At 61.8% G+C, this 22,340-nt stretch carries 22 protein-coding genes; 6 read left to right on the forward strand and 16 right to left on the reverse strand.

Going from position 1 to position 22,340, the window contains the following annotated elements; genetic code table 11:
* The first annotated feature begins 58 nt into the window (after positions 1 to 58).
* The gene (locus I6E81_RS13325; protein ID WP_197108778.1) at positions 59 to 1,066 is read left to right on the forward strand and encodes a helix-turn-helix domain-containing protein; all 1,008 of its coding nucleotides are present in this window, start codon (positions 59 to 61) and stop codon (positions 1,064 to 1,066) included.
* A 53-nt stretch (positions 1,067 to 1,119) separates the two neighbouring features.
* On the opposite strand, the gene I6E81_RS13330 is transcribed toward I6E81_RS13325, so the two are convergent.
* The 6 genes from I6E81_RS13330 to I6E81_RS13355 all read right to left on the reverse strand — a co-directional run bounded on the left by I6E81_RS13330 (position 1,120) and on the right by I6E81_RS13355 (position 6,308).
* Entirely contained in the window at positions 1,120 to 1,956 is an 837-nt protein-coding gene (locus I6E81_RS13330; protein ID WP_197108780.1) for an anti-sigma factor, read from the reverse strand.
* A complete protein-coding gene (locus I6E81_RS13335) occupies positions 1,943 to 2,503 on the reverse strand; it encodes an RNA polymerase sigma factor (protein ID WP_197108782.1) in 561 nt (186 codons plus the stop codon). The genes I6E81_RS13330 and I6E81_RS13335 overlap by 14 nt, the downstream gene beginning before the upstream one ends.
* A 23-nt stretch (positions 2,504 to 2,526) precedes the next feature.
* Positions 2,527 to 3,129: a class F sortase gene (locus I6E81_RS13340; RefSeq protein WP_197108783.1), complete on the reverse strand. Its 603-nt coding sequence runs from the start codon at positions 3,127 to 3,129 to the stop codon at positions 2,527 to 2,529.
* 69 nt (positions 3,130 to 3,198) lie between these two features.
* Positions 3,199 to 4,023 carry a DUF4397 domain-containing protein gene (locus I6E81_RS13345; RefSeq protein ID WP_197108785.1) on the reverse strand — a complete coding sequence of 275 codons (825 nt, stop codon included), beginning with the start codon at positions 4,021 to 4,023 and terminating at the stop codon, positions 3,199 to 3,201.
* A 92-nt stretch (positions 4,024 to 4,115) separates the two neighbouring features.
* Positions 4,116 to 5,342 carry a benzoate/H(+) symporter BenE family transporter gene (locus I6E81_RS13350; RefSeq protein ID WP_197108919.1) on the reverse strand — a complete coding sequence of 409 codons (1,227 nt, stop codon included), beginning with the start codon at positions 5,340 to 5,342 and terminating at the stop codon, positions 4,116 to 4,118.
* A gap of 48 nt (positions 5,343 to 5,390) precedes the next feature.
* Positions 5,391 to 6,308, reverse strand: coding sequence for an NADP-dependent oxidoreductase (locus I6E81_RS13355; RefSeq protein WP_197108787.1), 918 nt, complete (start codon positions 6,306 to 6,308; stop codon positions 5,391 to 5,393).
* Between the two features lie 101 nt (positions 6,309 to 6,409).
* Here I6E81_RS13355 and I6E81_RS13360 point away from each other — a divergent pair, with 101 nt between their 5' ends.
* Positions 6,410 to 7,018, forward strand: a complete 609-nt coding sequence (locus I6E81_RS13360; RefSeq protein WP_197108789.1) for an HdeD family acid-resistance protein — start codon at positions 6,410 to 6,412, stop codon at positions 7,016 to 7,018.
* A 211-nt stretch (positions 7,019 to 7,229) separates the two neighbouring features.
* On the opposite strand, the gene rpsO is transcribed toward I6E81_RS13360, so the two are convergent.
* Positions 7,230 to 7,499, reverse strand: a complete 270-nt coding sequence (gene rpsO, locus I6E81_RS13365; RefSeq protein ID WP_009771894.1) for a 30S ribosomal protein S15 — start codon at positions 7,497 to 7,499, stop codon at positions 7,230 to 7,232.
* Between the two features lie 118 nt (positions 7,500 to 7,617).
* Positions 7,618 to 8,451: a hypothetical protein gene (locus I6E81_RS13370; protein WP_197108791.1), complete on the reverse strand. Its 834-nt coding sequence runs from the start codon at positions 8,449 to 8,451 to the stop codon at positions 7,618 to 7,620.
* Positions 8,452 to 8,545: 94 nt separating this feature from the next.
* Here I6E81_RS13370 and I6E81_RS13375 point away from each other — a divergent pair, with 94 nt between their 5' ends.
* Entirely contained in the window at positions 8,546 to 9,727 is a 1,182-nt protein-coding gene (locus I6E81_RS13375; protein ID WP_197108799.1) for a MarP family serine protease, read from the forward strand.
* 96 nt (positions 9,728 to 9,823) lie between these two features.
* Here I6E81_RS13375 and I6E81_RS13380 read toward each other — a convergent pair whose 3' ends face one another.
* The 5 genes from I6E81_RS13380 to I6E81_RS13400 all read right to left on the reverse strand — a co-directional run bounded on the left by I6E81_RS13380 (position 9,824) and on the right by I6E81_RS13400 (position 14,992).
* Positions 9,824 to 10,501 (reverse strand): hypothetical protein, encoded by a 678-nt coding sequence (locus I6E81_RS13380; protein WP_197108801.1) that lies wholly within the window; start codon positions 10,499 to 10,501, stop codon positions 9,824 to 9,826.
* Positions 10,498 to 11,160, reverse strand: a complete 663-nt coding sequence (locus tag I6E81_RS13385) for a lysoplasmalogenase family protein (RefSeq protein ID WP_197108803.1) — start codon at positions 11,158 to 11,160, stop codon at positions 10,498 to 10,500. The genes I6E81_RS13380 and I6E81_RS13385 overlap by 4 nt, the downstream gene beginning before the upstream one ends.
* A gap of 19 nt (positions 11,161 to 11,179) precedes the next feature.
* Complete coding sequence (locus I6E81_RS13390) at positions 11,180 to 11,644, reverse strand: VanZ family protein (RefSeq protein WP_197108805.1); 465 nt, start codon at positions 11,642 to 11,644, stop codon at positions 11,180 to 11,182.
* Positions 11,645 to 11,687: 43 nt separating this feature from the next.
* Entirely contained in the window at positions 11,688 to 12,485 is a 798-nt protein-coding gene (locus I6E81_RS13395) for a nuclease-related domain-containing protein (protein ID WP_307784172.1), read from the reverse strand.
* Between the two features lie 218 nt (positions 12,486 to 12,703).
* Entirely contained in the window at positions 12,704 to 14,992 is a 2,289-nt protein-coding gene (locus I6E81_RS13400; RefSeq protein ID WP_197108807.1) for a UvrD-helicase domain-containing protein, read from the reverse strand.
* Between the two features lie 240 nt (positions 14,993 to 15,232).
* Between I6E81_RS13400 and I6E81_RS13405 the strand changes: the two genes are divergently transcribed.
* Positions 15,233 to 16,309: a hypothetical protein gene (locus tag I6E81_RS13405; RefSeq protein WP_197108809.1), complete on the forward strand. Its 1,077-nt coding sequence runs from the start codon at positions 15,233 to 15,235 to the stop codon at positions 16,307 to 16,309.
* Positions 16,310 to 16,347: 38 nt separating this feature from the next.
* Here I6E81_RS13405 and I6E81_RS13410 read toward each other — a convergent pair whose 3' ends face one another.
* Together I6E81_RS13410 and I6E81_RS13415 are read right to left on the reverse strand one after the other, a co-directional pair.
* Positions 16,348 to 17,586 (reverse strand): PrsW family intramembrane metalloprotease, encoded by a 1,239-nt coding sequence (locus I6E81_RS13410; protein WP_197108810.1) that lies wholly within the window; start codon positions 17,584 to 17,586, stop codon positions 16,348 to 16,350.
* Positions 17,587 to 17,629: 43 nt separating this feature from the next.
* Positions 17,630 to 18,457, reverse strand: coding sequence for a hypothetical protein (locus tag I6E81_RS13415; protein ID WP_197108812.1), 828 nt, complete (start codon positions 18,455 to 18,457; stop codon positions 17,630 to 17,632).
* Positions 18,458 to 18,582: 125 nt separating this feature from the next.
* Here I6E81_RS13415 and I6E81_RS13420 point away from each other — a divergent pair, with 125 nt between their 5' ends.
* Entirely contained in the window at positions 18,583 to 20,031 is a 1,449-nt protein-coding gene (locus tag I6E81_RS13420; RefSeq protein WP_197108814.1) for an AlkA N-terminal domain-containing protein, read from the forward strand.
* 36 nt (positions 20,032 to 20,067) lie between these two features.
* Complete coding sequence (locus I6E81_RS13425) at positions 20,068 to 20,694, forward strand: protoporphyrinogen oxidase (RefSeq protein ID WP_197108816.1); 627 nt, start codon at positions 20,068 to 20,070, stop codon at positions 20,692 to 20,694.
* 105 nt (positions 20,695 to 20,799) lie between these two features.
* Here I6E81_RS13425 and I6E81_RS13430 read toward each other — a convergent pair whose 3' ends face one another.
* Positions 20,800 to 22,257 carry an aspartate ammonia-lyase gene (locus I6E81_RS13430; protein ID WP_197108818.1) on the reverse strand — a complete coding sequence of 486 codons (1,458 nt, stop codon included), beginning with the start codon at positions 22,255 to 22,257 and terminating at the stop codon, positions 20,800 to 20,802.
* Positions 22,258 to 22,340 lie beyond the last annotated feature (83 nt).

Here is a 22,340-nt window from a genome sequence, read left to right on the forward strand (position 1 = left end):
GTTCGTTCTGGGCAGGCCGCAATAGAGTAGGGCTCGAACCACAGAGGGCGGAACGAGAATGCAAGAACTAGCCGGGCGCTTGAAAGCACTCGATCCCGAAGCCAGCGAAACCCTGCGGGTGATCTCGTACTTCGACGCGCTCACCGCAGGCCACGCGAGCGCTGAAGTTCTCTTGCGCGGCGCCAGCATGCTTGCCGGATGCCCCGCCGGGTTCACCTCGCCAGCTCTCACCCTTCGCGTTGATGAGCGCGGACGTCGCAGCCCAGAAGCGGGCACACCGGCGTTCTGGCCAACACGGGCAGTCACCGGCGGCGGCACCGTATGGATCGAACGCGACGGAAACGCCCACGTGAACGACGACATGATTCTCGAACGAGTTGCGCTCGCCCTCGGCATCCTGTTCGAACGCACTGGGCCTGCTGAGTCCGTTCACAACCCGGTCGAAACACTGCTCGATTCGACAGAGAGCGCCGAGAGCCGACAGGCCGCAGCCCACGCTCTCCATTTGGTGGCCACGACCCGCTATCGCGTGATCACTCAGCCGGCGAGCACCACGAACGCCGCGGCCGGGCCGTCTGCCGTGATCACTACCGTCGCGGGTGCTGTGCGCGCCGAGATCATACTGAGCACGGATGCCGTGGCCGCTCCGCGCGCCGGCATCGGCATCGCTGCCTCCCCTTCCGATCTCATACGTTCCTGGTTATCGGCACTCACGGCGCTGCGCCTCACTTCCGATCATGAGCCCGTGCTTTATGGCGACGATCTTGGTTCGCTGTTGTTGCTCGCCGAAATCAGTCCCGCCGGAGCTCCGGAAAATTGCGATCTGCAATCGCTCGGCGTCGTTATCCGCGAGACTCCGCGCATCCTGCCGATGCTCGACACTCTCGCTGCGAGTGAAAGTTTGCGGGCCGCCGCCGCGACGCTCGGCTTTCACCACTCGACGGTGCAGTCCCGCGCGGAGGAACTCAGCGCGAAGCTCGGCTTCGATGTGCGAACCTCGCGCGGTCGCACACGCCTCTCTGTCGCTCTTGCCCTTCACCGCTTGGAGACAGCTCGGTTCGACTGAGCTGAGCCCGAACTAAGCCGAACAGAACCGGACCAACGCTTCAGCGGCGCTCGCTACGCGTCGCTGGAGAGCTGACCTCGCACGATGGAGTCGCCGGAGTGAGCCGGGTTTCCGTCGAACTGTTCCTCCGAGATGTCCACGAGGTCATAACTCGAGATATCGAGACCGTCGGGCACCGTGAACTGACCTGACGTGCCTTCGACGATTCCGAGGCTGACGAGAGCCGTGGCATCCGTCGTGATCAACCACACTTCGCGGTAACCGCCGTCGGTCGCGGGAGCATCAAAATTGACGTCAATGACCCGCGTGCCGTCGGGCAGTTGCTCGAGCTTTGCTTCGCCGGCGGAATCTGGCCAGTCGGGAAATGCAGCGAGCGTTGCGCTCGCGAGAATGGTGGGCTGTTCAGCCGGGCGGAACGTTGACCACAGTGCGGTTCCCGCGCTCGCCACCAGGGCGACGGCGGCCGCTGCAGCAACGATGCCGATCCACGGACGGCGACGACGCTCAGCAAGCGAGTGCACTGTGCCACTCTCCGCAGTAATCGTTGCAGCTGACTCGTCCACCGCGACGTCGTCTCGTTCGACGCGTTTCTGGGCCAGCTCATCGCTGGGCACCCTGTCGCCAGCATCGCCAACAGCGGGGGCGGATGTCGCACTAGCGTCTTCTGCTGTCAGCGCCAGTTCGTCGCTGATGCGCTCCCACACGCGCGAGGGCGGCTGAAGCAACTCACCGGCGTCGAAGGTTGAGCGACCAACCATCGCGGCGCGGGACAAAACCTCGATTTCGCGGCGGCACTGGTCGCACTCGCTGACGTGCACACTGTCTTCAGGAAGGGCAACTTGCTCACCGAGGGCGAGCAGCGCCAGGATCTCTGGATCAACGTGTCGCATAAGTCGCCTCCAATCGTGTTCGCATCCGTTGCAGACTGCGCCGGATATGGCTCTTGACCGTTCCGAGAGGTAGTTCGAGACGGTCGGCTATTTGGTTGTGGGTGAGATCGTCGAAAAACGCCAATCTCATGATCGCTTGAGCATCTGGTTCGAGACGAGAGATTTCGTCGGCGACCATGAGCGTGTCCGCTAGGTCGAAGTCTTCCACGACTGCGTCTCCCCGAGATGTTGTGGCGGCCAACTCTTCTTGGAGCCGACGAATTCGAGCCCGCGCCTCATGCGTGTCCGCAATTTTGTTCTTCGTGATTCCGACAAGCCACGCGGAGAGGCTCGAACGTTCGGGCTTGAAACTTGAGCGCCCGGTCCAGGCCGAGACGAAAACCTTTTGAGTCACATCCTCCGCGTCGCCACGGTCGCCGAGCGAGCGAACAGCAAGGGTGAAGACGAGCGACGACCAACGTTTATAGACCTCGGCGAGTGCGGCTTCGTCACCAGCGATGAACGCCTGCGTCATGCGGGCTTCGTCTGCGGCTTCGTTGTCCGTCATTGCTCTCCGGTTGAGGATGTCGTTCATAGCGGGTTAGCGATCGCTACAACGTTGTCAGAATATTGCCGCACATTTTCGTCGAACTGTCCACCACAGGTGAGAAGGACGATGCGTGGCGCTCCGTCTCGATCGAACACTTGGTCGAGTGGGACCTGGGCCTTCTGAATGTTCTGAACCGATTCGAGTTGATAGCGGTGATCGACGCCATCGTCGGTTGTCACAATGATTTCCGCTTGAGCTGGCATCGATGCCAGTCGCGAAAACGGTCCAAGACCTTGAATGAAGTCGTCGACATGGGCCGTGATGACAGTAGACCCTGTGTCGCTGCTCGGAGACGAGCCGTATTGGTACCAACCCGCAACGGTGATGTTTTCGGGGATCTCCATAAAGCCGTCGGGCTGGATACCGACCGGAGCAATCGAGATGTCCACGCCCACGGAGGGAATCTGAATGCGAACCGGGGCAGCAAGCTGCTCTACCGGCGCAAGTTCGCTGGACTGGCGGGGCACATCGATCTCTGCCGTGGGCAGTGGTGCCGGCACCGGGGCGATGGATTCTGCGGGGGCTGCAGCACAGCCAGCAAGGAGAAGCGCCATGACCGCGAGGGCTAGGATTCTCGGGGCCATGACGTTCTCCTTGCTGGGGTATGTGAGTGCTGGTGTTACTGGATCGTGCTGTGGAGGTTGTGCTGGTGACTACTTCGCTGCGCGTGCGGCGGAGAGTCGAGTTGCGGCGAATCCTGCGAGAGCAAGGAGTGCTGCGAGGCCACCGAGACCGGCGACGAGGATGCCGTTGTTGTTGTCAGCGGCGAGTCCTGCGGTTCCGGCGTCTACTCCACCGGGGTTCGAGTGGAGACCGTCGATGGTCTGCACGGCGAGGGTGAGGTTGTCGTCTGCGGCGCTGCCCCAGGCGTACACGATCGTGTTGACACCTTCGGCGATTTCGACGTCGGCCGGGCCAATGACGGGGTCAGTGGTTCCGGTGAGCGCGACAGCGGCGGAGATGGTTCCGACCGCGAGGTCAGCCTTCACTTCGTCGGGGTTGCTGAGGTTGTCGAAGGCGACTGCATCGTTGGCGAGCACGTCGACAGCAGGGGCTGCAGCAGTGTGGCGAACGGTCAAGCGGCCTTCACCCGCAGCAACAGTGCTGAGGTCGTTGGTGAAGAGGCTGGCCGTGGGGTCACCTGATTCATCGAGGTGAGCAACAGCGGTGTAGCTCGTGTTGGCTTCGAGCGTGAGGTCGATGGGGCCGATAGCGGGCTCCGAGTCGTCGGCAGCATCAGAAGCGGTGATGGCGACCGTGTACGTGTCGGCAGGGAGGTCGAGGGGGCCTGCGAGGTCACCGGGCTCGAAATCGTCGAGGGTGAGCTCACCGTTGACGTAGACGTCTACGGTGAGTCCCGGCACAGCGTGCAGAACATACAGGTCAGCAGTGGTGTCCGAGATGGCATTGGCGGGGATAGCGACTCCTACGGCGGCAATCGCTCCGGCGGCTACACCGGCAAAAATTTTGTTTCGCACTGTTCTTGTCCTCTCATGGTCGGGCGTAAATCGCCTTACATGGAGTACTTCCGGCTGAACCCCTGTTTTGGATGCAGCAATCTCAAAAAACTTTAACGTTTCTTTTCTGGGGCGGTCCTCTCGGCGCCCTCCGGAGTTGATTCTGGGCCAGCGGGCGTGGCTGCCGGAGCAGCTTTTCGGCGCCAACCGAGCCACGCCATGATGACCGCTCCTACGATGAGCGCCCAGAACGCGGAGCCGATTCCGATCACGGTGATGCCCGACGCGGCGACGAGAAAGGTCGCTATGGCCGCGATGCGGTGCTCGGGAGCATCCAGAGCCGTGCGCACCGATGTGATGAGAGCACCGATTACCGCTAGCCCCGCAATGGCAACAACGACGATCGGAGGCGCTACCGAGACGAGCGCTGTGGCGAAGCCAGCGGCCAGCCCGATCACGACGTAGGTTGCCCCAGCGGACACCGATGCGATCCACCGCCGCTTCGGGTCATCGTGCGCCTCCTCGCTTGCCGTGAGCGCTGCCGTGATGGCAGCCAAATTGAGAGCGTGGCCTCCAAAGAACGCACTCGCCGCTGATGCTGCGCCCGTGACGGTGAGCGCGGGCCCCGCGGGCACCGCGTAGCCGTAGGTGCGCATCACCGTGAAGCCAGGCACATTCTGACCCGCCATCGTCACGATAAACAGTGGAATGCCGAGGCTCACGATCAGAATCGGATCAAAAATCGGAACGACGGGAGTGAGCTGCGGCACGACGGCGGCATCCCCCAATAAACTGCCCTCGGTCGTGAGCGCAATCGCGACAATCGCCGCCACCAGCGCGCCGGGCACAGCCCAGCGCGGCGCCACCCTCAACAGGATCAGCCACACCACGACCATCGGTAGCCCCAGCAACGGGTAGTCAACCGAAGCCGTGATCGGAGCAAGACAAATGGGAAACAGGATACCCGCGAGCATCGCACTCGCGATCGGCTGCGGAATGCGAGTGATGAGGCGGCCCAGTGCCGGCACGAGGCCACACACCATGATGAGCACCCCACACACAATGAACGCGCCAACAGCCGCCTGAAACTCGACATCGCCCTGCGCCGCGACGATCAGCAACGCTGCTCCCGGAGTCGACCACGCCACAGTGATCGGCATCCGGTACCGCCAGGCCAAACCGATCGTGACAAGCCCCATCATCACGGTCAGAATCAGTAGACCGGATGCCGCTTGCGCGTCACTAGCGCCGACCGCCTGGAGCCCAGCAACAACGAGGGTGAACGACGAAGCGAAACCGGCGATGCCCGCAATGATGCCGGTGGTGAGGAGCTGGAAAATAGTGGTTGTCGCTCTCTGCGCAGGGACGGGGCTAGGCCAGGTGGTGCGCTAGAGCGCGAGAACGATCTTTCCGCGGGAGTGACCCTCGAGGAGCTTCGTGTAGGCCTCAGAAACCTGCTCAAACGGGAAGATTGAATCAATCGGCACCTGCACGGAGCCGTCAGCAACCAGCGCGGCGAGCGCCGCGAGGTCGTCGGGGGTCGCACCGGCGGCACCGATACCCGATGTGCCGTATTCGGAAATGGCGGCGTAGTCGGCGATCGTGTTAATGCGGTGAGCTGGTGCGCCAAGCGCAAGCGCAGCATCCACAGTTTCGCGGCCGTTGTTGTCGAGAGCCGCGGTGATGCCCTCGGGACTAATCTCCAGAATCCGTTCGACCATGCCCTCGCCGTAACGAACCGGATGGATGCCGAGGGAACGCAAGAACTCGTGGTTCGATTCGCTGGCGGAGCCAATGACTTTCGCGCCCTTGAGCATGGCAAGCTGAGCGGCAATAACGCCGACACCGCCCGCTGCTGCGCTCACCAAGACGGTATCGGCGGGTGTCAGATCGATTGCTTCGACACTCGCCCACGCGGTGCGCCCGACAATGTCGAGGCCACCGGCCTGTTCCCAACTGAGATCGCTGGGCTTTCGGACGAGCTTGTCGGCGGGAACGACAACGAAATCAGCTTGACCGCTGAAGCCCTTGCCACCGAGAACGTCATCCCCGACGGCCCATCGATCAACTCCAGCGCCAATCTCGTCAACGACACCGGCAAAATCGTTGCCGTTGCCACTCGGAAACTGCACATCTTGAGGAGCAGCCGTTGCTGCACCCCTGAAAACCTTCGAGTCAAAGGGATTGATGCCGGCGAACTTCACCCGCACTCGCACCTCACCTTCGCCCACATGAGGTTCAGAGACTTCGGAAATCGTGAGCACTTCAGGCCCACCGAGCTGAGAATAAGTAACACGACGCGACATGGTTCGAGCCTAATGGGTGCGTCGCAGTTGCACACCGGGGCAATCGAACTGGGAGAATGAGAGAGTAAGGCACCACTTGACAACTCTGGATAAGGACCCTCATGAGCTCGTCTGACAGCACGACACCGCCAACCACTTCGGTGAATGATCTTCTTCCCGGCTTGCTGCGCGTGCACCGTGGTCAACTCATGGCGGTCGCCGTCATCGGACTCGTCCTGGGAGTGATCGGCCTGCTGTTCCCCGGCGCCACGTTGCTCACCATCGCGGTGCTCTTCGGTATCTACCTCATTGCCTCCGGCATGTACCGCGTCACCGCAGCCTTCGTTGCCAACAACCTCGACTCCCCGATGCGCTGGACGACCGGCCTCCTGGGACTCCTCGTCGTCATTGCTGGCATCCTGTGCCTTGCCAACCCCTTCCAGTCACTCATCGCACTCGCGCTCGTCATCGGAATCGGTTGGATTCTCGAAGGGATCGTTGACCTCGTCGGCGGCGTTCGCGGCACCATCCACCCCCGCTGGTTTGGCTGGGTTAGTGGAATCGTCTCGATGGCCGCTGGTGTTGCCATGTTCGTGCTTCCCGCTGCGGGCGTTTTCTCGCTCGTCGCGATCGGCGCGATCCTCATGATCGCCGTGAGCCTCACCACCCTGCTGACGCTGCCGCGCAAGCCCAAGACCGACGCAGAAAGCGCCACAGCCACCACCGTCTAGGGAGCACTCTCGACCGAATGGGGTCGGGCTAACCGCACGGTTCGCCCGACCCCATTCCGTTTAAACGGTGCAGCTCATTACTGGCGAAACTCGCACGGGGTCCAGCCGCTACGCAGTGCAGCTCATTCGTCGGACCGCACTGCCTCTGCAGGAAACAACAAAGGCCGCCATCGCATTGCGATGACGGCCTTTGGCAAGTGTGACGAATCGACTAGCGACGCAGTCCCAGCTTCTCGATCAGCGTACGGTAACGCGTGATGTCAACGTTCTGCAGGTAACCCAGCAGACGGCGACGCTGACCAACAAGAAGAAGCAGTCCACGACGTGAGTGGTGGTCGTGCTTGTGCATCTTGAGGTGCTCCGTGAGGTCGAGGATGCGACGAGTCATCATCGCGATCTGGACCTCGGGGGATCCCGTGTCACCTGGGTGGGTTGCGTATTCTTCGATGATCGCCTTCTTGATACTTGCTTCAAGTGCCATTAGGTAATCCCCTCTCTAGTCGTTGCGCGGTGCTCATAGCTGAATGCGCGAGCTCTCTTTATCCGCGGCCGTTAGACGGCAACCTTGAAAGCTTAGCAGAATGGATGCTCCGGCAGAACTATCCCGAGAAGAGCGCAAAGACAGCGGGAATCGCGAACGCCAGCATTGTGACGGTAGCCGCGAGGGCAACCGCTGCCCCGAAGACGATCCACAGCCGCGAGCGCCGGCGGGCGGCATCCACTTCTGTTCGCAATCGTTCGAATCGTGCCGTGAGTCGCACGCTCGCACCTGTGACGGCAGGGCGAACCTGCCAGCCGGCGAGGCGGCCAGCCACCGGCACGAGAGCCGCGACTTGAGCACGCGAATACACCGCTTCATGGCGGATCAACCAGCCGGCCAGCTCGCCGAGAGCAAGCACGGGTACCGGTGCTTTCGACCGGCCACGGATGAGATCGGATGCGCCGGTGAGCGCCACGATCGGCCGCACAGCGACGTCGGCCGCGCCCCGTTGCACAAACTCTTCCGACAATTGCACCGCACGAGTTGTTGCATCGCGCACGTAGGCGGCACGGTGACCATTCACCAAAATCATGCGTCCCGCAGTGACAATTCTGTCCCCCGGATGCCGTCGGCTGCACACGATAAAGGCACCGGCCGGGCCTAACACTAGGTGGTCGGCGCCCACGCTCTGATCGTGATCGTCATCGGAGTGCGCGACCATCCAATCGGATCCCAGCGCGGCGAGCGCCACTGCCGACTCCAACTCGCCGACTCCGTGCTGGTACAGATCCTTCGCTTCCGGAGACAACGGGCTCGTTCCGCGAAGGGCCCGAAACCAGGTGCGTGGTTCATGATCAGCTTGCGCTCGGAGACATGCAGCCATCGCAGCGCCAAAGCCGCGATCGAGCGTTGGGGTCGCCGGAGCCTGGTCTTCGTGTGCTGACTCGCTCACCGGATCCCCCAACATCGTTCTGTCAGAGAATATCTGGCGTCTCGCTTTCGCCCAACTCGACACGTCACGCGCCGACGCAGTTTAGGCTGAGTCCATGAACGTGGCGCCCTTGCTCGATCTACTCCTCGTAGTAGTTCTGCTGGGGTATGTCATCTACGGCCTTGTCATCGGACTCACTCGCGGCATCTTTGTGATCGCAGGCGTTGGTGTCGGCATCTTTTTTGCCACGATGCTCGCCCCGGCAGCATCCCAGCTCGTCGCTCTCCCCCAGCTGCGGGCGATAGTTGCGATCTCTGTTGCCATCGGGCTTGTTGCCCTTGGCCACGCTGTGGGAGTTGCTGCGGGCAAAGCAATCCACGTAGAAATCCAGACCAGCGCCTTGCGTGGAGCCAACCGCGCGGTTGGTGGCCTGGTGATCGGCGTCGTTGCGGCCCTCGTGATCTCGACAGTGAGCTTCAGCGCTGCCCAACTCGGGCTGCCGGTTCTCTCGCGCACCATTGCCTCCTCTGCGGTCATCCGAACGATTCAGGACATCACCCCCGATGTCGTCGAAGCGAGCATCGCCCGCTGGCGAACCGTGCTCACCGAACAAGCTCTGCCCCTGCTCGGCTCCCCTCTCGGCGACCCCAATGCTCTGATCCCGACGATTGACTCCGACAGTCCAGCACTGGCGGCCGCTGCACAATCGGTCGTACGGATTACCGGAAACGCATACGCCTGCGGTCAGGGTCAAACCGGCAGCGGGTTTGTCATCGCCCCTGAGCGTGTGATGACAAACGCGCACGTGATCTCGGGCACTACAGACCCCGTCGTGGAGGCGCTGAACGGTCAAGTGTTGCCTAGCACCATCGTGTACTTCGACTCCGTCAACGACCTCGCTGTACTCGCCGTTCCCGGATTGAGCCTCGATCCATTGCGCCTCGGCGTCACCGCTCGCCCCGGAACGAGCACGGCGATCCAGGGCTACCCCTACGGCGGTCCGTTCAGCACCCATGCCGCTCTCGTGCAGCACATCAGCACGTTTGAAAGTCCCGATATCTATGGGGATGGAGCTGCGCCGCGGGAGGTTTACACCCTCGCCGGTCAGGTAAATCCTGGCAATTCAGGCGGCCCGCTTCTCACTCTCGATGGAGAGTTCGTCGGCACCATTTTCGGCAGCAGCACCGAACAAAATAACGTCGGTTACGCTCTCACGCTGGATGCCGTTCAACCGGTAGTAGACAACGCTGCAGACCTGACGAGCACCGTTTCTAGCGGGGCGTGCATCGCGCGTTAGCCGGTGCCCTCACGCCGCAGGAACTCGGCGACGGGTTAGAGAGCGACTCTCCGCCCACTCGTTACCGATTCATAGCTCTGAGAGGAGCACGGGCCGCTAGCGACCGAAGATTAGGTACTCCGGTGCATCCGGTGTTCCCGGGCACGTATCAATTGTCGATTCGCCGGCCGCGCTAAACCCAAACCATGACCAGTCGTCGCCGAGTTTTTTGCCGATCGAGCGCGGAATAAGGAAGCGAACAGTGGAGCCATCAACTTCGGCGTCGTCAGTGTCGAGGCTGTCGCTGTCGTCGCGGTAGAGCTCATAGGCCGAGACCTCGTCGATTTCGCCATCATCCAACTCCACTAAGAATTGGTAGGCACGCTCACCGTCAGCAGTCTCCGCATAGATTCCGAGCTGGGATGAGTTCTGATCGAACGGTGCTGTGAGAGAAAACTCGATCGCGACTTCCTCCCGGTCCGATTGCGCCACCAGAACCGACTCGATATCGAGCGACGCAACCTCGCGCGTGAAATCGACACACTCGTTGCCACTCGATTCACCGGCAGGCGCAACCACGGTCGACTCAGGCTCCGGAGCGCGTGGTGCGAGCGATGGTGCGGACGAGGACGACGCGGCAACCGGAATCGCCGGCTCCTCGTTAGTCGATGCCGCCGCCAAGGTAACGACGACGGTCAAGACAACGGCAAAGACCACCAACAGAGCGACCCCGACGACCACAGGGACGACGGCGACGCGTCGGTTCACAGAAGGCTCGGAGGGCTCGGGAGTCACCCCGATACGCTAGCAGTGTTCCGCGAGCCTCTTCGTGCCGCAACAAAGCCAACCGCGATCAGAAGCTGACCGCCGGTGTAGAGCGTCATGATGAGAGCATCTGACTGCCACCACACCGCTGCTGGCGCAAAAAGTGCCCAGGCAAGCGCGGTGTCAGACGCCAAAAATAACACCGCTCCGGTTGCGATGAGCCGAGTGGTCGCGAACGCTGAGGCAGTGGATGCCGCCAACACGGCCCCGTAGGCCGCGAGTGGCACAAAAAATGACCCAAGGTCAGCCCGCAGCACGACGAGCAATCCCACCCACCACACGAGGAGGACGGCGGTAGCCCACGGAACTCGGCGGGAACGCACGGCCCTCAGGAACAGCACGAGGTACACCGCGTGGGCGGCGAGAAATGCGGCAAGCCCAATGATGAAGCTTGAGCTTGCGGCATCCGCTACAAAAATATCGCCGACCCAGGCCAGAGTGAGTGCACCGATAAAGGCGTAGTCAGGCCACCGAAACCCGCGCGCGGTCGCGAGAATGACCCCCACGCCGAGCGTCGGCATGAGGAGAAATTTGCTCGGGTTCGCCACTGCGTCCCAGCCCGCGAGAAGGCTCACGACGTGCACAATCGCCACCGCGACGTAGATCCCACACCATCGGAAGTTGACCACGCTCATAGCGTAGGGCGAATCACCGTTTTTGTGAATAATTATCGTAATTGGTCCGGCGTTGATGACGCCGGCGAGCGCGCTCGCGAGCCGCCGCCACGCTCAACGTCACCACGACGCCGATCGTGGCCCCCAGCGAATTCGACACAATGTCGCGCACGTCAGATACCCGAGAAGGAATGAACTGCTGCACCCATTCGATTCCCGACGTAAGAATGACGGCCAGACCGAGAGCGAGCCACCAGCGACGCTTACCCACCAACAGCACGAAGAACAACCCGAGCGGCACAAACAGCGCGATATTCGCGACGAACTCAAGATCGTTGAACGTCAGCCACTGCGTCGCCGGGAAACGATCAAGGAAGACAGCAAACTGCCACAGCGGACCATCGCGTTGGTCAGGGGCCTGCGGGCTCAACGTCAACCACGCCACTACGGCGAGATAACTGAACGTGGCAGCGCTCAGATAAGGGTGACGCCGAAACATCCACCAATCGTGCCCTATGAACGCTCAGAAAGTGCTCGACGCGCTAGGAACTCATGACAAGACGGGCCAATACCGACACGAGAACCCACACCGACAAGAAGGTGACGATGAGGGCCACAACGATCCACAAGAAACTTCGGAGGCTTGCAGCGCGAACATCATGATGGATGCGCACGAAAGCGCGCGTCAGATTCCGCGACTTCTGCGCCGCCTGTTGAGGATGCGGCCAGGTTGTTCCCGCTTCAGCCGCGGTCGAGATTGTGGCAACTTCATCCCCGGTGAACACTTCGGGCGCGCTGGCGAGCCATTGCTCTAGCTGCGTGGAGGTGAGGACATGGACGTCAGCGGGGGCGGCCAGTAGTGAAACTTTTACCGGCTCGACCATGACGAGCACAGGAATAACCTCGACCTCGTGACCGAGCGCTGCCGTCAACGCCCTAGCGACCGCACGAGCAGCCGTGCGCGACGCAACGATAGCGGTGCTGACCGCTCGGGCAACGACGAGTTCGTCACCGTTGACCGCGACATCGTCACCCTGGCAGTTCACGACGGTCACCGCGAAGATGCCGGCACGGCCAACAGCAAAGTGATCGAGAGAAGTTTCTCCAAGCGGAACCCCATGGAGCACGTCCCAACTGTGCCCGAGCCGATCAAGGATTGAGCCGACGAGGAGCTCGCCGACCGCACCGCGATACTGTGCGCGGCTTTCTTTGGTCAATGGAGAGACACCACACAAGCGCGCCACAAAACCTCGCGTCGCACGGCGCGATTGTGCCTCAACGACGGCAGCCATGGCTGACTGTCCGGCGATCCGGCCGCGAAGATCGATATTCTGCGGCACGCAGACCTCCAGCTCTCACATGCGTCTGAATGCATGCAGAAATACGTTGGGCCGGAGGCTCCCCCGCCTCCGGCCCGACTCGTGGCGAAGAATCGCTCCCGAGTGAAGGTTCCTCCCCCGAGGAATAACTTCTAGGTACATACTGCCGAACCTGTGAATCCGCCGAAACCCCCACTATTGGGCATACCCGAGTGGGGGTCAACTACTCAGACCACCCCTTATGACGGTTGCGGAATACCTTCAGGAAGGCCCTCAGCAGCCACGATGGCGAGCCGCTGAGTAGGTCGCGTCATGGCGACATACAGCGCCGCGGCACCCCGGGAAATCTCCTCCACGATCCGCTGTGGCTCCACCACAATGACCGAGTCGAACTCGAGTCCCTTCGACTCTTGTGGCGTCAGCACCGCGATGGGCCGATTGAGCCCCGCGGCACCCTCCCCGACCTCTCCTGCGAACGACTGCTGCAGGGCATCCACGATGGTTGCAGTCAAAGAATCGCTCACAATCACCGCAATGGTGCCGTCGTGGGAAATAGCACGGTCGGCTGTCACTACGGCGGAGACACTGGCAGCCAGCTGTTCGGGGGTCGAGACAGTGACCGCAACGGGCCACTCACTGTGACGAACCGCGCGCGATGGAGTGATCGAGACGTTGTGGGCCACCGCCACTGCCTCGGCAACCGCAACAATCTGCGACGGCGTGCGGTAGTTGACCGTGAGTTCCTCAAGACGCCAATGGTCACCGATGTCGGCCGAGAGCGCCGCACCCCAGCTGGAGGTAGCTGCAGCAGCACTCGCCTGAGCGACGTCTCCGACAATCGTGAAGGACTTCAACGGATTGCGACGGGCCAGCAGTTTCCACTGCATGGGCGACAGCTCTTGAGCTTCATCAACGACGATGTGGCCGTATGTCCACGACCGGTCAGCGGATGCCAGCTCCGCCGTCGTTGACCGTTCGACACTCGCCTCGAAACCCTCAGCCAGCGTTTCCGCATCGATCATGCCGTCGACACCCATGTTGCGAATGGCCGCCGTAGCGTTCTCAACATCGCGTTTACGCTGCTGTTTGCGTTCGTGTTCGGCTGCGGTCTGGGCAACATCGACTTCACCGAGCAACTCGGCAGCTTCGTCGAGCAGGGCAACATCACTGATCGTGAACGGAACGTCCCGCTCGCGACGCAACAGTTCGCGCTGCTCTGGCGTCCAGTGCGGCGTAAGGCTCTGCAACCAACCAGGTCGGGCATAGAGGTCGTCGACGAGTTTTTGGGGCGTCAGCGGCATCCACGCCGTGTTGAGCGCCACCTTCACGTCGTGGGCGGTGCGAATGTCTTCCCGCAACCACTTCTGGTCGGCGTCATCGATCGTGTTGCCGTGGGCGCGCAACTGATTTGCGAGCAGACGGCTGATCCCCGCGATCGCTGCCTTGTTAAAAATCACCCGCGCAAGGTTGTGTGGTTTGTGAGAGTCCCACGCTTTTTGCATGGCGGAGCGCAGGAGTTCGGCAGGGACATCCAGGATCTCGCCGTTGATTTCTAGGCGCTGCGTCTCAGTCGGAACGACACGGCGCGAACGGACGGCACGCTTGATCAGAGCCGCCATTTCGAGCGAGCCCTTGAGCTGCGCCACCGCAGCGACATCATCGTGCCGCGCATCTTCGCCAGGGAACAGTTGCCCGAGGCTCGCCAACACAACGCCCGTTTCGCCGAGAGACGGCAGCACAGCTTCGATGTAACGCAAGAATGCGCGGGACGGTCCCACAATGAGCACACCGGATGCGGAGAGCCGTTCTCGATGCGAGTACAGCAAGAATGCAGCGCGATGCAGCGCGACCGCAGTTTTTCCGGTGCCGGGCCCACCCTGCACGACGAGCGCGCCGCGAAGTTCGGAGCGGATGATCGCATCCTGCTCAGCCTGAATCGTCGCGACAATGTCGCCCATGCGACCGGTGCGCTCCGCGGTGAGACTCGCCATAAGGGCGGCTTCGCCCTGAAGCGATGCTGCATCGGTCTCGAGGAGTTCAGCGTCAAAAATCTCATCGTCAATGCGCACGATGTCTCGGCCCTTGCTCTGCAGGTGCCGGCGGGCGCGGGCTCCTAGTGGCGTCGCGGCTGTGGCCTGATAAAACGCTCGGGCCTGAGGAACGCGCCAGTCGAGCAACAGCGAGCGCTGATCTTCGTCACGCAATCCGATGCGACCGATGTACCGCACCGGGCGTTCAACGGCGCTCTCGCTCTCGGCGTCAGTTTCAGTGCCGGCCTCGGTGTCAGTCTCGACTTCAAGTTCAAGGCGCCCGAAGGCGAGCCGCTCATCGATTTCGCGCAACTGACCGATCCGGTCTTCGTAGATGCGGGCGAATGCGTCCCGCTCTGAGCGGTTTTGGTGGGTGCCACCTGGCGCACTCCGGCGCACTGATTCGAGCTGCTCTTGAGCCGCATCTCTCAGGGCGTCGAGCCGCCGGTAGAGGCCGTGGACATAGTCCCGCTCGCGTTCAAGCTCACTCGATGACATCAGCTGTCCTCTCCAAATTGCGACCTCCAATCGTACGCGCTTTTTGACTATGATTTCGCCGCTTAACCCTTGCGCTCAGCGAAACTCAGTGGCAATCTAAAAGCAGTTAAACTCATCGCCCTCCAGGTCGCAGGCAGTGCCGCACCGGCGGGCGATGAGTCTGTTAAAGGACAAAGACTGAGCAGATCACCCCCAAAGGGAGGCTGCAGCAGACAGCATCCCAGCCTCTACGATGGGCTGATGCTTCGCTCTATCGACTATTCCGGGTTGATCTATCCCGTGAACCCGCACGATGTCGCAGAGTTCAAGCGCAACCGCCGGGATCTCTTCGGGTATTCGCAAGTGCAGCTCATGGGCAAAGTTGTGCTCGTCGGCGTTGCCGTAGTGGTGTTCATATTCGTCGCCGGCGGGCCACTCATTGCCATTGCGACCCATAACTTTCGCACTGTAGCGGCCACAGGCAACATTGTCCCTTCCGTTCCTGCGCTGATCATCGGTGCTCTTGTCGTGTCGATTGCGGGAGGCGCGCTCTATTCGCTCGTGCGGGCGTGGCGTAAAAATGGCGGACCATGGCAACGTTTTTATCGGATGAACACATTTGCCGAAGACAACGAACTGGTCTTTTCGCCCCGTGATCGAGTGATCGACTATCCGGGGCTGATTTTCGATGAAGGCGGAAACCGTTCCATGCGCAACCGCTTTCGAAGCGTGAGCGGTCGAACCCTCGATTACGGAAACTACCGCTACACCACCGGTTCGGGAAAGAACAAGCGAACCCATGACTGGGGATTCTTGGCGTTCGAACTCGACCGCGCTCTGCCCCACATGGTCCTCGATGCCACCGGCAATAACCAGCTTTTCGGCGTAAGCAATCTCCCGCAATCGTTCGCGAAAAATCAGATCCTGAAGCTCGAGGGTGACTTCAATTCGCACTTCACCCTCTATTGCCCGCGCGAGTACGAACGCGACGCCCTGTACATTTTCACGCCCGACCTGATGGCGCTGCTGATCGACAACGCGGGAGCGTACGACGTGGAAGTCGTCGACAAGTGGCTACTGGTGTACTCCCCGAAACCGTTTGACCTTGTTGACCCGGCGCAGCACCGCCGCCTCCTCGGCATCGCCGACACCGTCGGCACAAAAACGGTGCGGCAATCCCGTCGCTATGCCGATGAAAAAATCGGCGATTACAGCGTCAACCTAGTGGCTCCCCGCGGTCAACGCCTCAGGGCCGGTATCCCCGCAACCACGCTCGTAATGGTCGCGCTCTTCGCGGCAGTATGGGGCATCCCTTTCGTGCTGGGGATGTTCACCTAACGCTGCAGAGATCGTGTTCGGCCGGTGCGATCAGAGCGCTACGGTCGCCGCTCACCCGTGAGCGCGTGGCGTGCTTCGACGATTGCGCCGAGCAATACTGCCTCGTCGGCAATTGCGCCGATCCTGTCGCGGCCCGTAATGATGCGCTGACGCGCAAAAGCAAGCCGAGTGGCCTCTTGAATGTAAACCTTCATCGTGGCGCGCTTGTTGTGCTGCGCAGCCCAAGCAAGGGCCCGCCGACGGCCCTGGGAAGTCGCGAGCACCGGAACCTCATCCTGATTGAACCAGCCAGCGTTCGCGTACTCTGCGAGCCTTTCAAACGTCATCCGTTCTTCTTGGCGACGCAGGTAGACGACGATGATGATCGCGATCACGAAGAGCGGAACTTGCACGATGGCGTAGTAGCCAAAGAAGTCGTTGACGAAGAAGAGGGCGCCGTTCCACAGTGCGTGCAGCGCAATCGCGAGCCCAAGCCCAGCAGCGAAGACTCCGACACTGCGGGCGTTGCTTCGTGACCGCACGGCGAAGCCCAAAGCGATGCCAGTGCAGGCCGTAAACATGACGTGCGCGAACGGCGACATGAGGCCGCGAATGAGGAACAACTGCAGGATGCCCGTGCTGTTGTCTCCCACATTGAGGAGCTCGGAACCGAAGTACAGAATGTTCTCGGTAAAGGCGAAACCACCAGCGATCCACGCTCCATAGACGAGCCCATCAACCGGGCCATCGAAGTGGCGTCGTGCCACCCAGAAAATCACGAGGATGCCGAGGGCTTTGCCTGCTTCTTCCACGATGGGCGCCTGAATTGCCGCCGAGAAGAACGCGTAGCCGGGCCCTGGACCACCGAGCGAGTTGATCACGTTATCGATCTCGGCTCCCACAATGAGCGCAAGCAACACGGCAACGCCAGCGCCCCAGAGGAACGCAAAGACTACCGCGAGTCGCGGCTCAGGCTCCCAACGGTCGATCCACCGCACGGCAAAAAATACGACGGCAAGCGGGACTACGGCCAACACCCCGCCGATCGCAAAGGCGTCTGTTCCGATGCCCGAAATCACGTAGACAACAACAAAGAGGAGCACAAACGAGAGTGCGATGACTCCGAGAATTCCCAGAATCAGCAGCCCCGGGCCCCGGGGCTGAGGCACATGGGGCGGCAACTGGTGCCTCCGCGCCTCGTCGGCGATCTCGGCAGATGCCGCAGCGGGGTGAGGGGCTGATCGCCCCGACGATGCCGTGAAATCGGGAGTCGCAGAAGAAGAATGGCTCTCGGTCATGTCAACGAGACTAACGTGCAGGCTGCACCCCGCTGCGTCACTGCTACTCGGTTTCTTGCTGCTCGCGCAGAATGCTGAGCGCGCGAGTGACTCGATCGCCGAGCCCCGCAACACGCTTCTTGGACGAGCGCTCCGCATCCACAATCAGGCTCATTAGTTCACCGCGGTAGACGTCTTGCGTCGACCGCACCGATGCTCCCAACGCGAGAGATGCCTGCGCAGCGCTGACGCCAATGATGAAGCTTGCCACCAGGGCGATCACGGCGATGACGACGGCTGGGCCCTGCGACGAACCCTGCGACGTTTCAACGACGGCAGCGATCACGAGGCCAAGGGCAAGGACGGGGGCGATGAGTCGATACGGGGTGCGCACGCTCAGTTGTAGTGCCGCGCTGACCGTGCCGGCGCCCGTGTTCACGCGACCACGGGATGCGCCGTCGATTGCCGAGACGCGTGCACGAAACTCGTCGACCTGGTCTTGATGGATGCGCAGCCCGGCAGACTCGATGAGTTCGTCGCGCACGAGACGGTAGCTATCCGCGGGCGGCCGAACGACCACGACGGCAATGATCGCCACAATCGTGACCGCAACAACCACCGTGCTGAGCGCGATAAGAATTGCGGCCGGTGCTTGTGCCGGTTCAGCAAAGAAAAGGCGCGTGCTCCAGTCGGCGGCAATGGTGAGCGCCACAATCCCCAGCCCAGCTGTCGGCACGATCCACGCCACCGGGTGCAAGCGCAACCGGGTTCGAACTCCACGCGCGAGGCGAAGGTCATCAAAGCGGGCTGTGGCGTAGTCAGCGAGTTGCGCCGAAAACGCAATGAGCCAGAGAGCTGCCAGAACGGTAAGGGCTGTCCACGAAGATTCCACGGTGCGACTGTAGCCGTTCACCGTCCCCTTCTGCACCGTCGTCGTGGAGCGTTGGGGAGAAACCCTGCCACAGTAATGTCTGATTTCCGCTGGTCAGGCACCACAGGCAGTGACAGAGTTAAGCCATGGTCTCCCCCACGCTCAGCTTCGACGAGCAATACCGCGCCCTCTGCTCGCGGGATGCCCGCTTTGATGGCCAGTTCATTGCTGGCGTGCACTCCACGGGAATCTACTGTCGCCCCAGTTGCCCAGCCGTTGCCCCTCAACCACGCAACGTGCGTTTCTACCGCACCGCCGCCGCCGCGCACGAAGCGGGCCTTCGCGCCTGCAAACGCTGCCAACCGGATGCGGTTCCTGGCTCCCCCGAATGGAACCTCAACGACGATCTCGCCTCGCGCGCCATGCGGCTCATCGCCGATGGCGTTGTCGAACGCGACGGCGTCGAGGGCCTCTCAACTCGCCTCGGCTACACCAGCCGCCACCTCACCCGCGTGCTCTCTGCCGAGCTCGGAGCTGGCCCGCTTGCTCTGGCCCGCGCACACCGCGCGCAGGCCGCCCGCACCCTGCTCGCCGCGACAGAGCTCAGTATTTCTGACGTTGCCTTTGCTGCTGGCTTTTCCAGCATCCGTCAGTTCAACGACACCATTCAGGCTGTGTACGAAACCACGCCGAGCCAACTACGCGCCCTCGCCAGACGCGGAGCAGCAGCACACCCGCACGCTGCCCACGAACGCCCTTCTTCTCTCACGCTGCGCTTGCCCACCCGCGCGCCGTTCGACGGTGCAGGACTCATGACGTTCTTCGCGAATCACGCAGTAGCCGGCATCGAGAGCGCCACCGACACCAGCCTTGAGCGCGCCATCCGGCTCCCCGGCGGCATAGCTCGGGTTCGTCTAGAGCTCGCAGACCAGGGCATCATCTGCACGGCCCAATTAGCCACAATTTCGGATGTCGCCCCGCTCGTCGCTCGAGTGCGTCGCCTCTTCGACCTCGACGCCGACTCGCTCGCGATCGATCACGCGCTCGGCAGCGATCCGGCGCTGGCTGGGTCCGTGGCGCGCGTTCCCGGAATGCGGCTCCCCGGCAGCGTCGACACCGAAGAGACTCTCTTCCGAACGCTCATCGGCCAGCAGATTTCCGTCGCTGCCGCCCGCACGGTGCACGCCCGCATCGTGGAGCAACTGGGCAGCGACGGTCTGTTCCCCTCCGCAGCCGTGCTGGCCGCATCCGGAGCCGAGGTTGTGCGGGGCCCGGCCACCCGCATACGAAGCATCCTCGGGGTCGCCGAAGCCATCGCCTCGGGTGATCTCGATCTTGATGTCTCGACCCCTGTCGACGAATTCACAGCAAAACTTGTCGCGATGCCCGGAATTGGTCCGTGGACGGCCGGCTACATGGCCATGCGTGTGCTCGGAAACTCCGACATCATGCTCAGCAGCGACCTCGTGATTCGCCAAGGTGCTGGGGAGTTGGGGCTTCCTGACACAGCGAAAGCTCTCACCGAGCACTCCAGCCGGTGGGCACCGTGGCGAAGCTACGCCAGCATGCATCTGTGGCGATCACGGCCAGCATAGGTGGAGCGAAAGGCTACGTCACCGTAGGCTGGAGTCATGAACGCCAGACTCTTCATCCTCGGTTTCGGTATCGCTGTCGGATACGTTGTTGGCGCCCGCGCTGGCCGCGAACGTTACGACCAAATGAAGGGCAAAGCCACCCAGGTGTGGGAGAGCCCGCGAGTGTCGAGCGCGCGCACTTCTGTCGAAGAATATGCCCGCACTCAGGCTCCGATCGTGCGCGATAAAGCAACCGCCGTGGCCAAAGCGACCCCCGGCTTCGTGAGCGAGAAGGCGAAAGATGTCGCCGAGAACACTCGGGAGTTTGCCGAGCACACGCGCGACACCGCCAAAGAGCTCGCAGAGAATGCGAAGAAGTCGGCCAAAGAGCTCGCGGAGAACGCGAAAGAGTCGGCCAAAGAGCTCGCCGAAAACGCGAAAGAATCCGCCAAGAGCCTCGCCGATCGCGCTTCCAGCACCGCGCGCGGTGCCGTCGGTCGCGTCACGGAAACGGCCGACGACGTTCGCGAGAACGCCAATAAAGAATTAGCAGAGCTTCGCGAACGCGGCGAAGAAGCCATCGACCGCGCTTTCATCACCGCGGGTAAGGCTCGAGATGAAGCGCTCGCGCCCCTCGATGACGAAGACGACGAGGATTACGACGAAACGGCCGCCCAGAAGTAGCGCCACCTGCACCACGCTTCGTTATCGCCAACGGGCGACCTGAGCACACAAAGACGCCCCATCTTCTCTCGAGAAGCTGGGGCGTCTTTCTGCTGTACCGGGTGGCTATTTTTCTTCCAACCAGGGCAGCGAGATCGCTGCTGTCATCGGTGAGGTTCCGCTGAGACGCTCAGGCGTGAGGACGCGCTTGACGTCTTCTTCCTTCATGAGCCCCGACGAGACGACAAGCTGCGCGATCGACGCGTTTGTCGTGAGCGCAGTGTGGGCAAGATTCGCTGCCGCCGCGTAGCCGATGTACGGGGTCAACGCCGTCACGACACCGACACTCGTCTCGACCTGAGCGGCAAGTCGTTCTTCATTGGCTGTGATGCCATCAATGCAGTTTTCTCGCAGCGTGCGGCAGGCGTTGGTCATCCACATCACTGACTGGAGGATCGAGTGAGCAATCACGGGCTCGAAGGCGTTGAGCTGCAATTGGCCAGCCTCCGCGGCCGCCGTGACCGTAGCATCCGCCCCGATAACGCTGAAGGCAACCTGGTTGACGACTTCGGGGATGACCGGGTTGACCTTGCCGGGCATGATCGACGACCCGGCTTGCTTGGCGGGCAAGTTGATCTCGCCGAAGCCAGCCTGCGGTCCGCTCGAGAGCAAACGAAGGTCGTTACAGATCTTGGAAAGCTTGACAGCAGAGCGCTTGAGAACGCTGCTGAGGGTCATGAAGATTCCGACGTCGCTCGTGGCCTCGATGAGGTCGAACGCGGTCTTCATCTCGATGCCCGTCGCCTCGGTGAGGTGACGACGAACGGCCTCGGCGTAGCGGGAATCGGCCGTGATACCGGTGCCGATCGCGGTAGCGCCCATGTTGATCTCGCTCATGAACGGCAGCACCTCAGTGAGACGCGCGTAGTCCTCTTCGAGGGTGTGCGAGAAGCCCGTGAACTCTTGCCCAAGAGTCATCGGCACAGCGTCTTGCATTTGCGTGCGACCGATTTTGAGGATGTTGACGAACTCACGCCCCTTGGCGCCGAACGATTCCGAGAGCAACTCGTGCTCCACGAGCAGTCGGCGCACACCGAAGACCATCGCGAGCTTGATCGCCGTGGGGTACACGTCGTTCGTGCTCTGGCTGCGGTTGACGTCATCGATGGGATGCAGGAACGAGTATTCGCCCTTGCCGTGTCCCAAAATTTCCAGAGCCCGGTTCGCGATCACTTCGTTCGCGTTCATGTTGGTCGACGTGCCGGCGCCGCCCTGGATTACTCCAACGCAGAATTCTGCGTGCAGTGCGCCATCGAGGATCTCTTGGCAGGCCTGATCGATAGCGTGCGCCTTGCGTGATTCGAGAACGCCGAGTTCGGCGTTAGCGCGCGCCGCTGCCTGCTTGATGTGGGCGAGCGCGCGGACAAGATCGGGGTAAACGGAGATAGCGCGACGCGTGATCGGAAAGTTCTGCATCGCGCGTAGCGTGTGCACTCCCCAATACGCATCAACAGGGACCTCAAGCGAGCCGAGTGAATCGGATTCGATACGGGTTGCGGTGTTCTGCACAGAGGTGTTGCTCAACTCTTTTTCTCATCTCCATTGATTTTTGGCGCGACGCACAAGCGTTGTGATCACGCCTCAAGTGTACGCTCGCGCAGAGTCGT

This window comes from Salinibacterium sp. NG22, from assembly GCF_015864925.1.
In the GTDB taxonomy this organism is placed as follows: domain Bacteria; phylum Actinomycetota; class Actinomycetes; order Actinomycetales; family Microbacteriaceae; genus Rhodoglobus.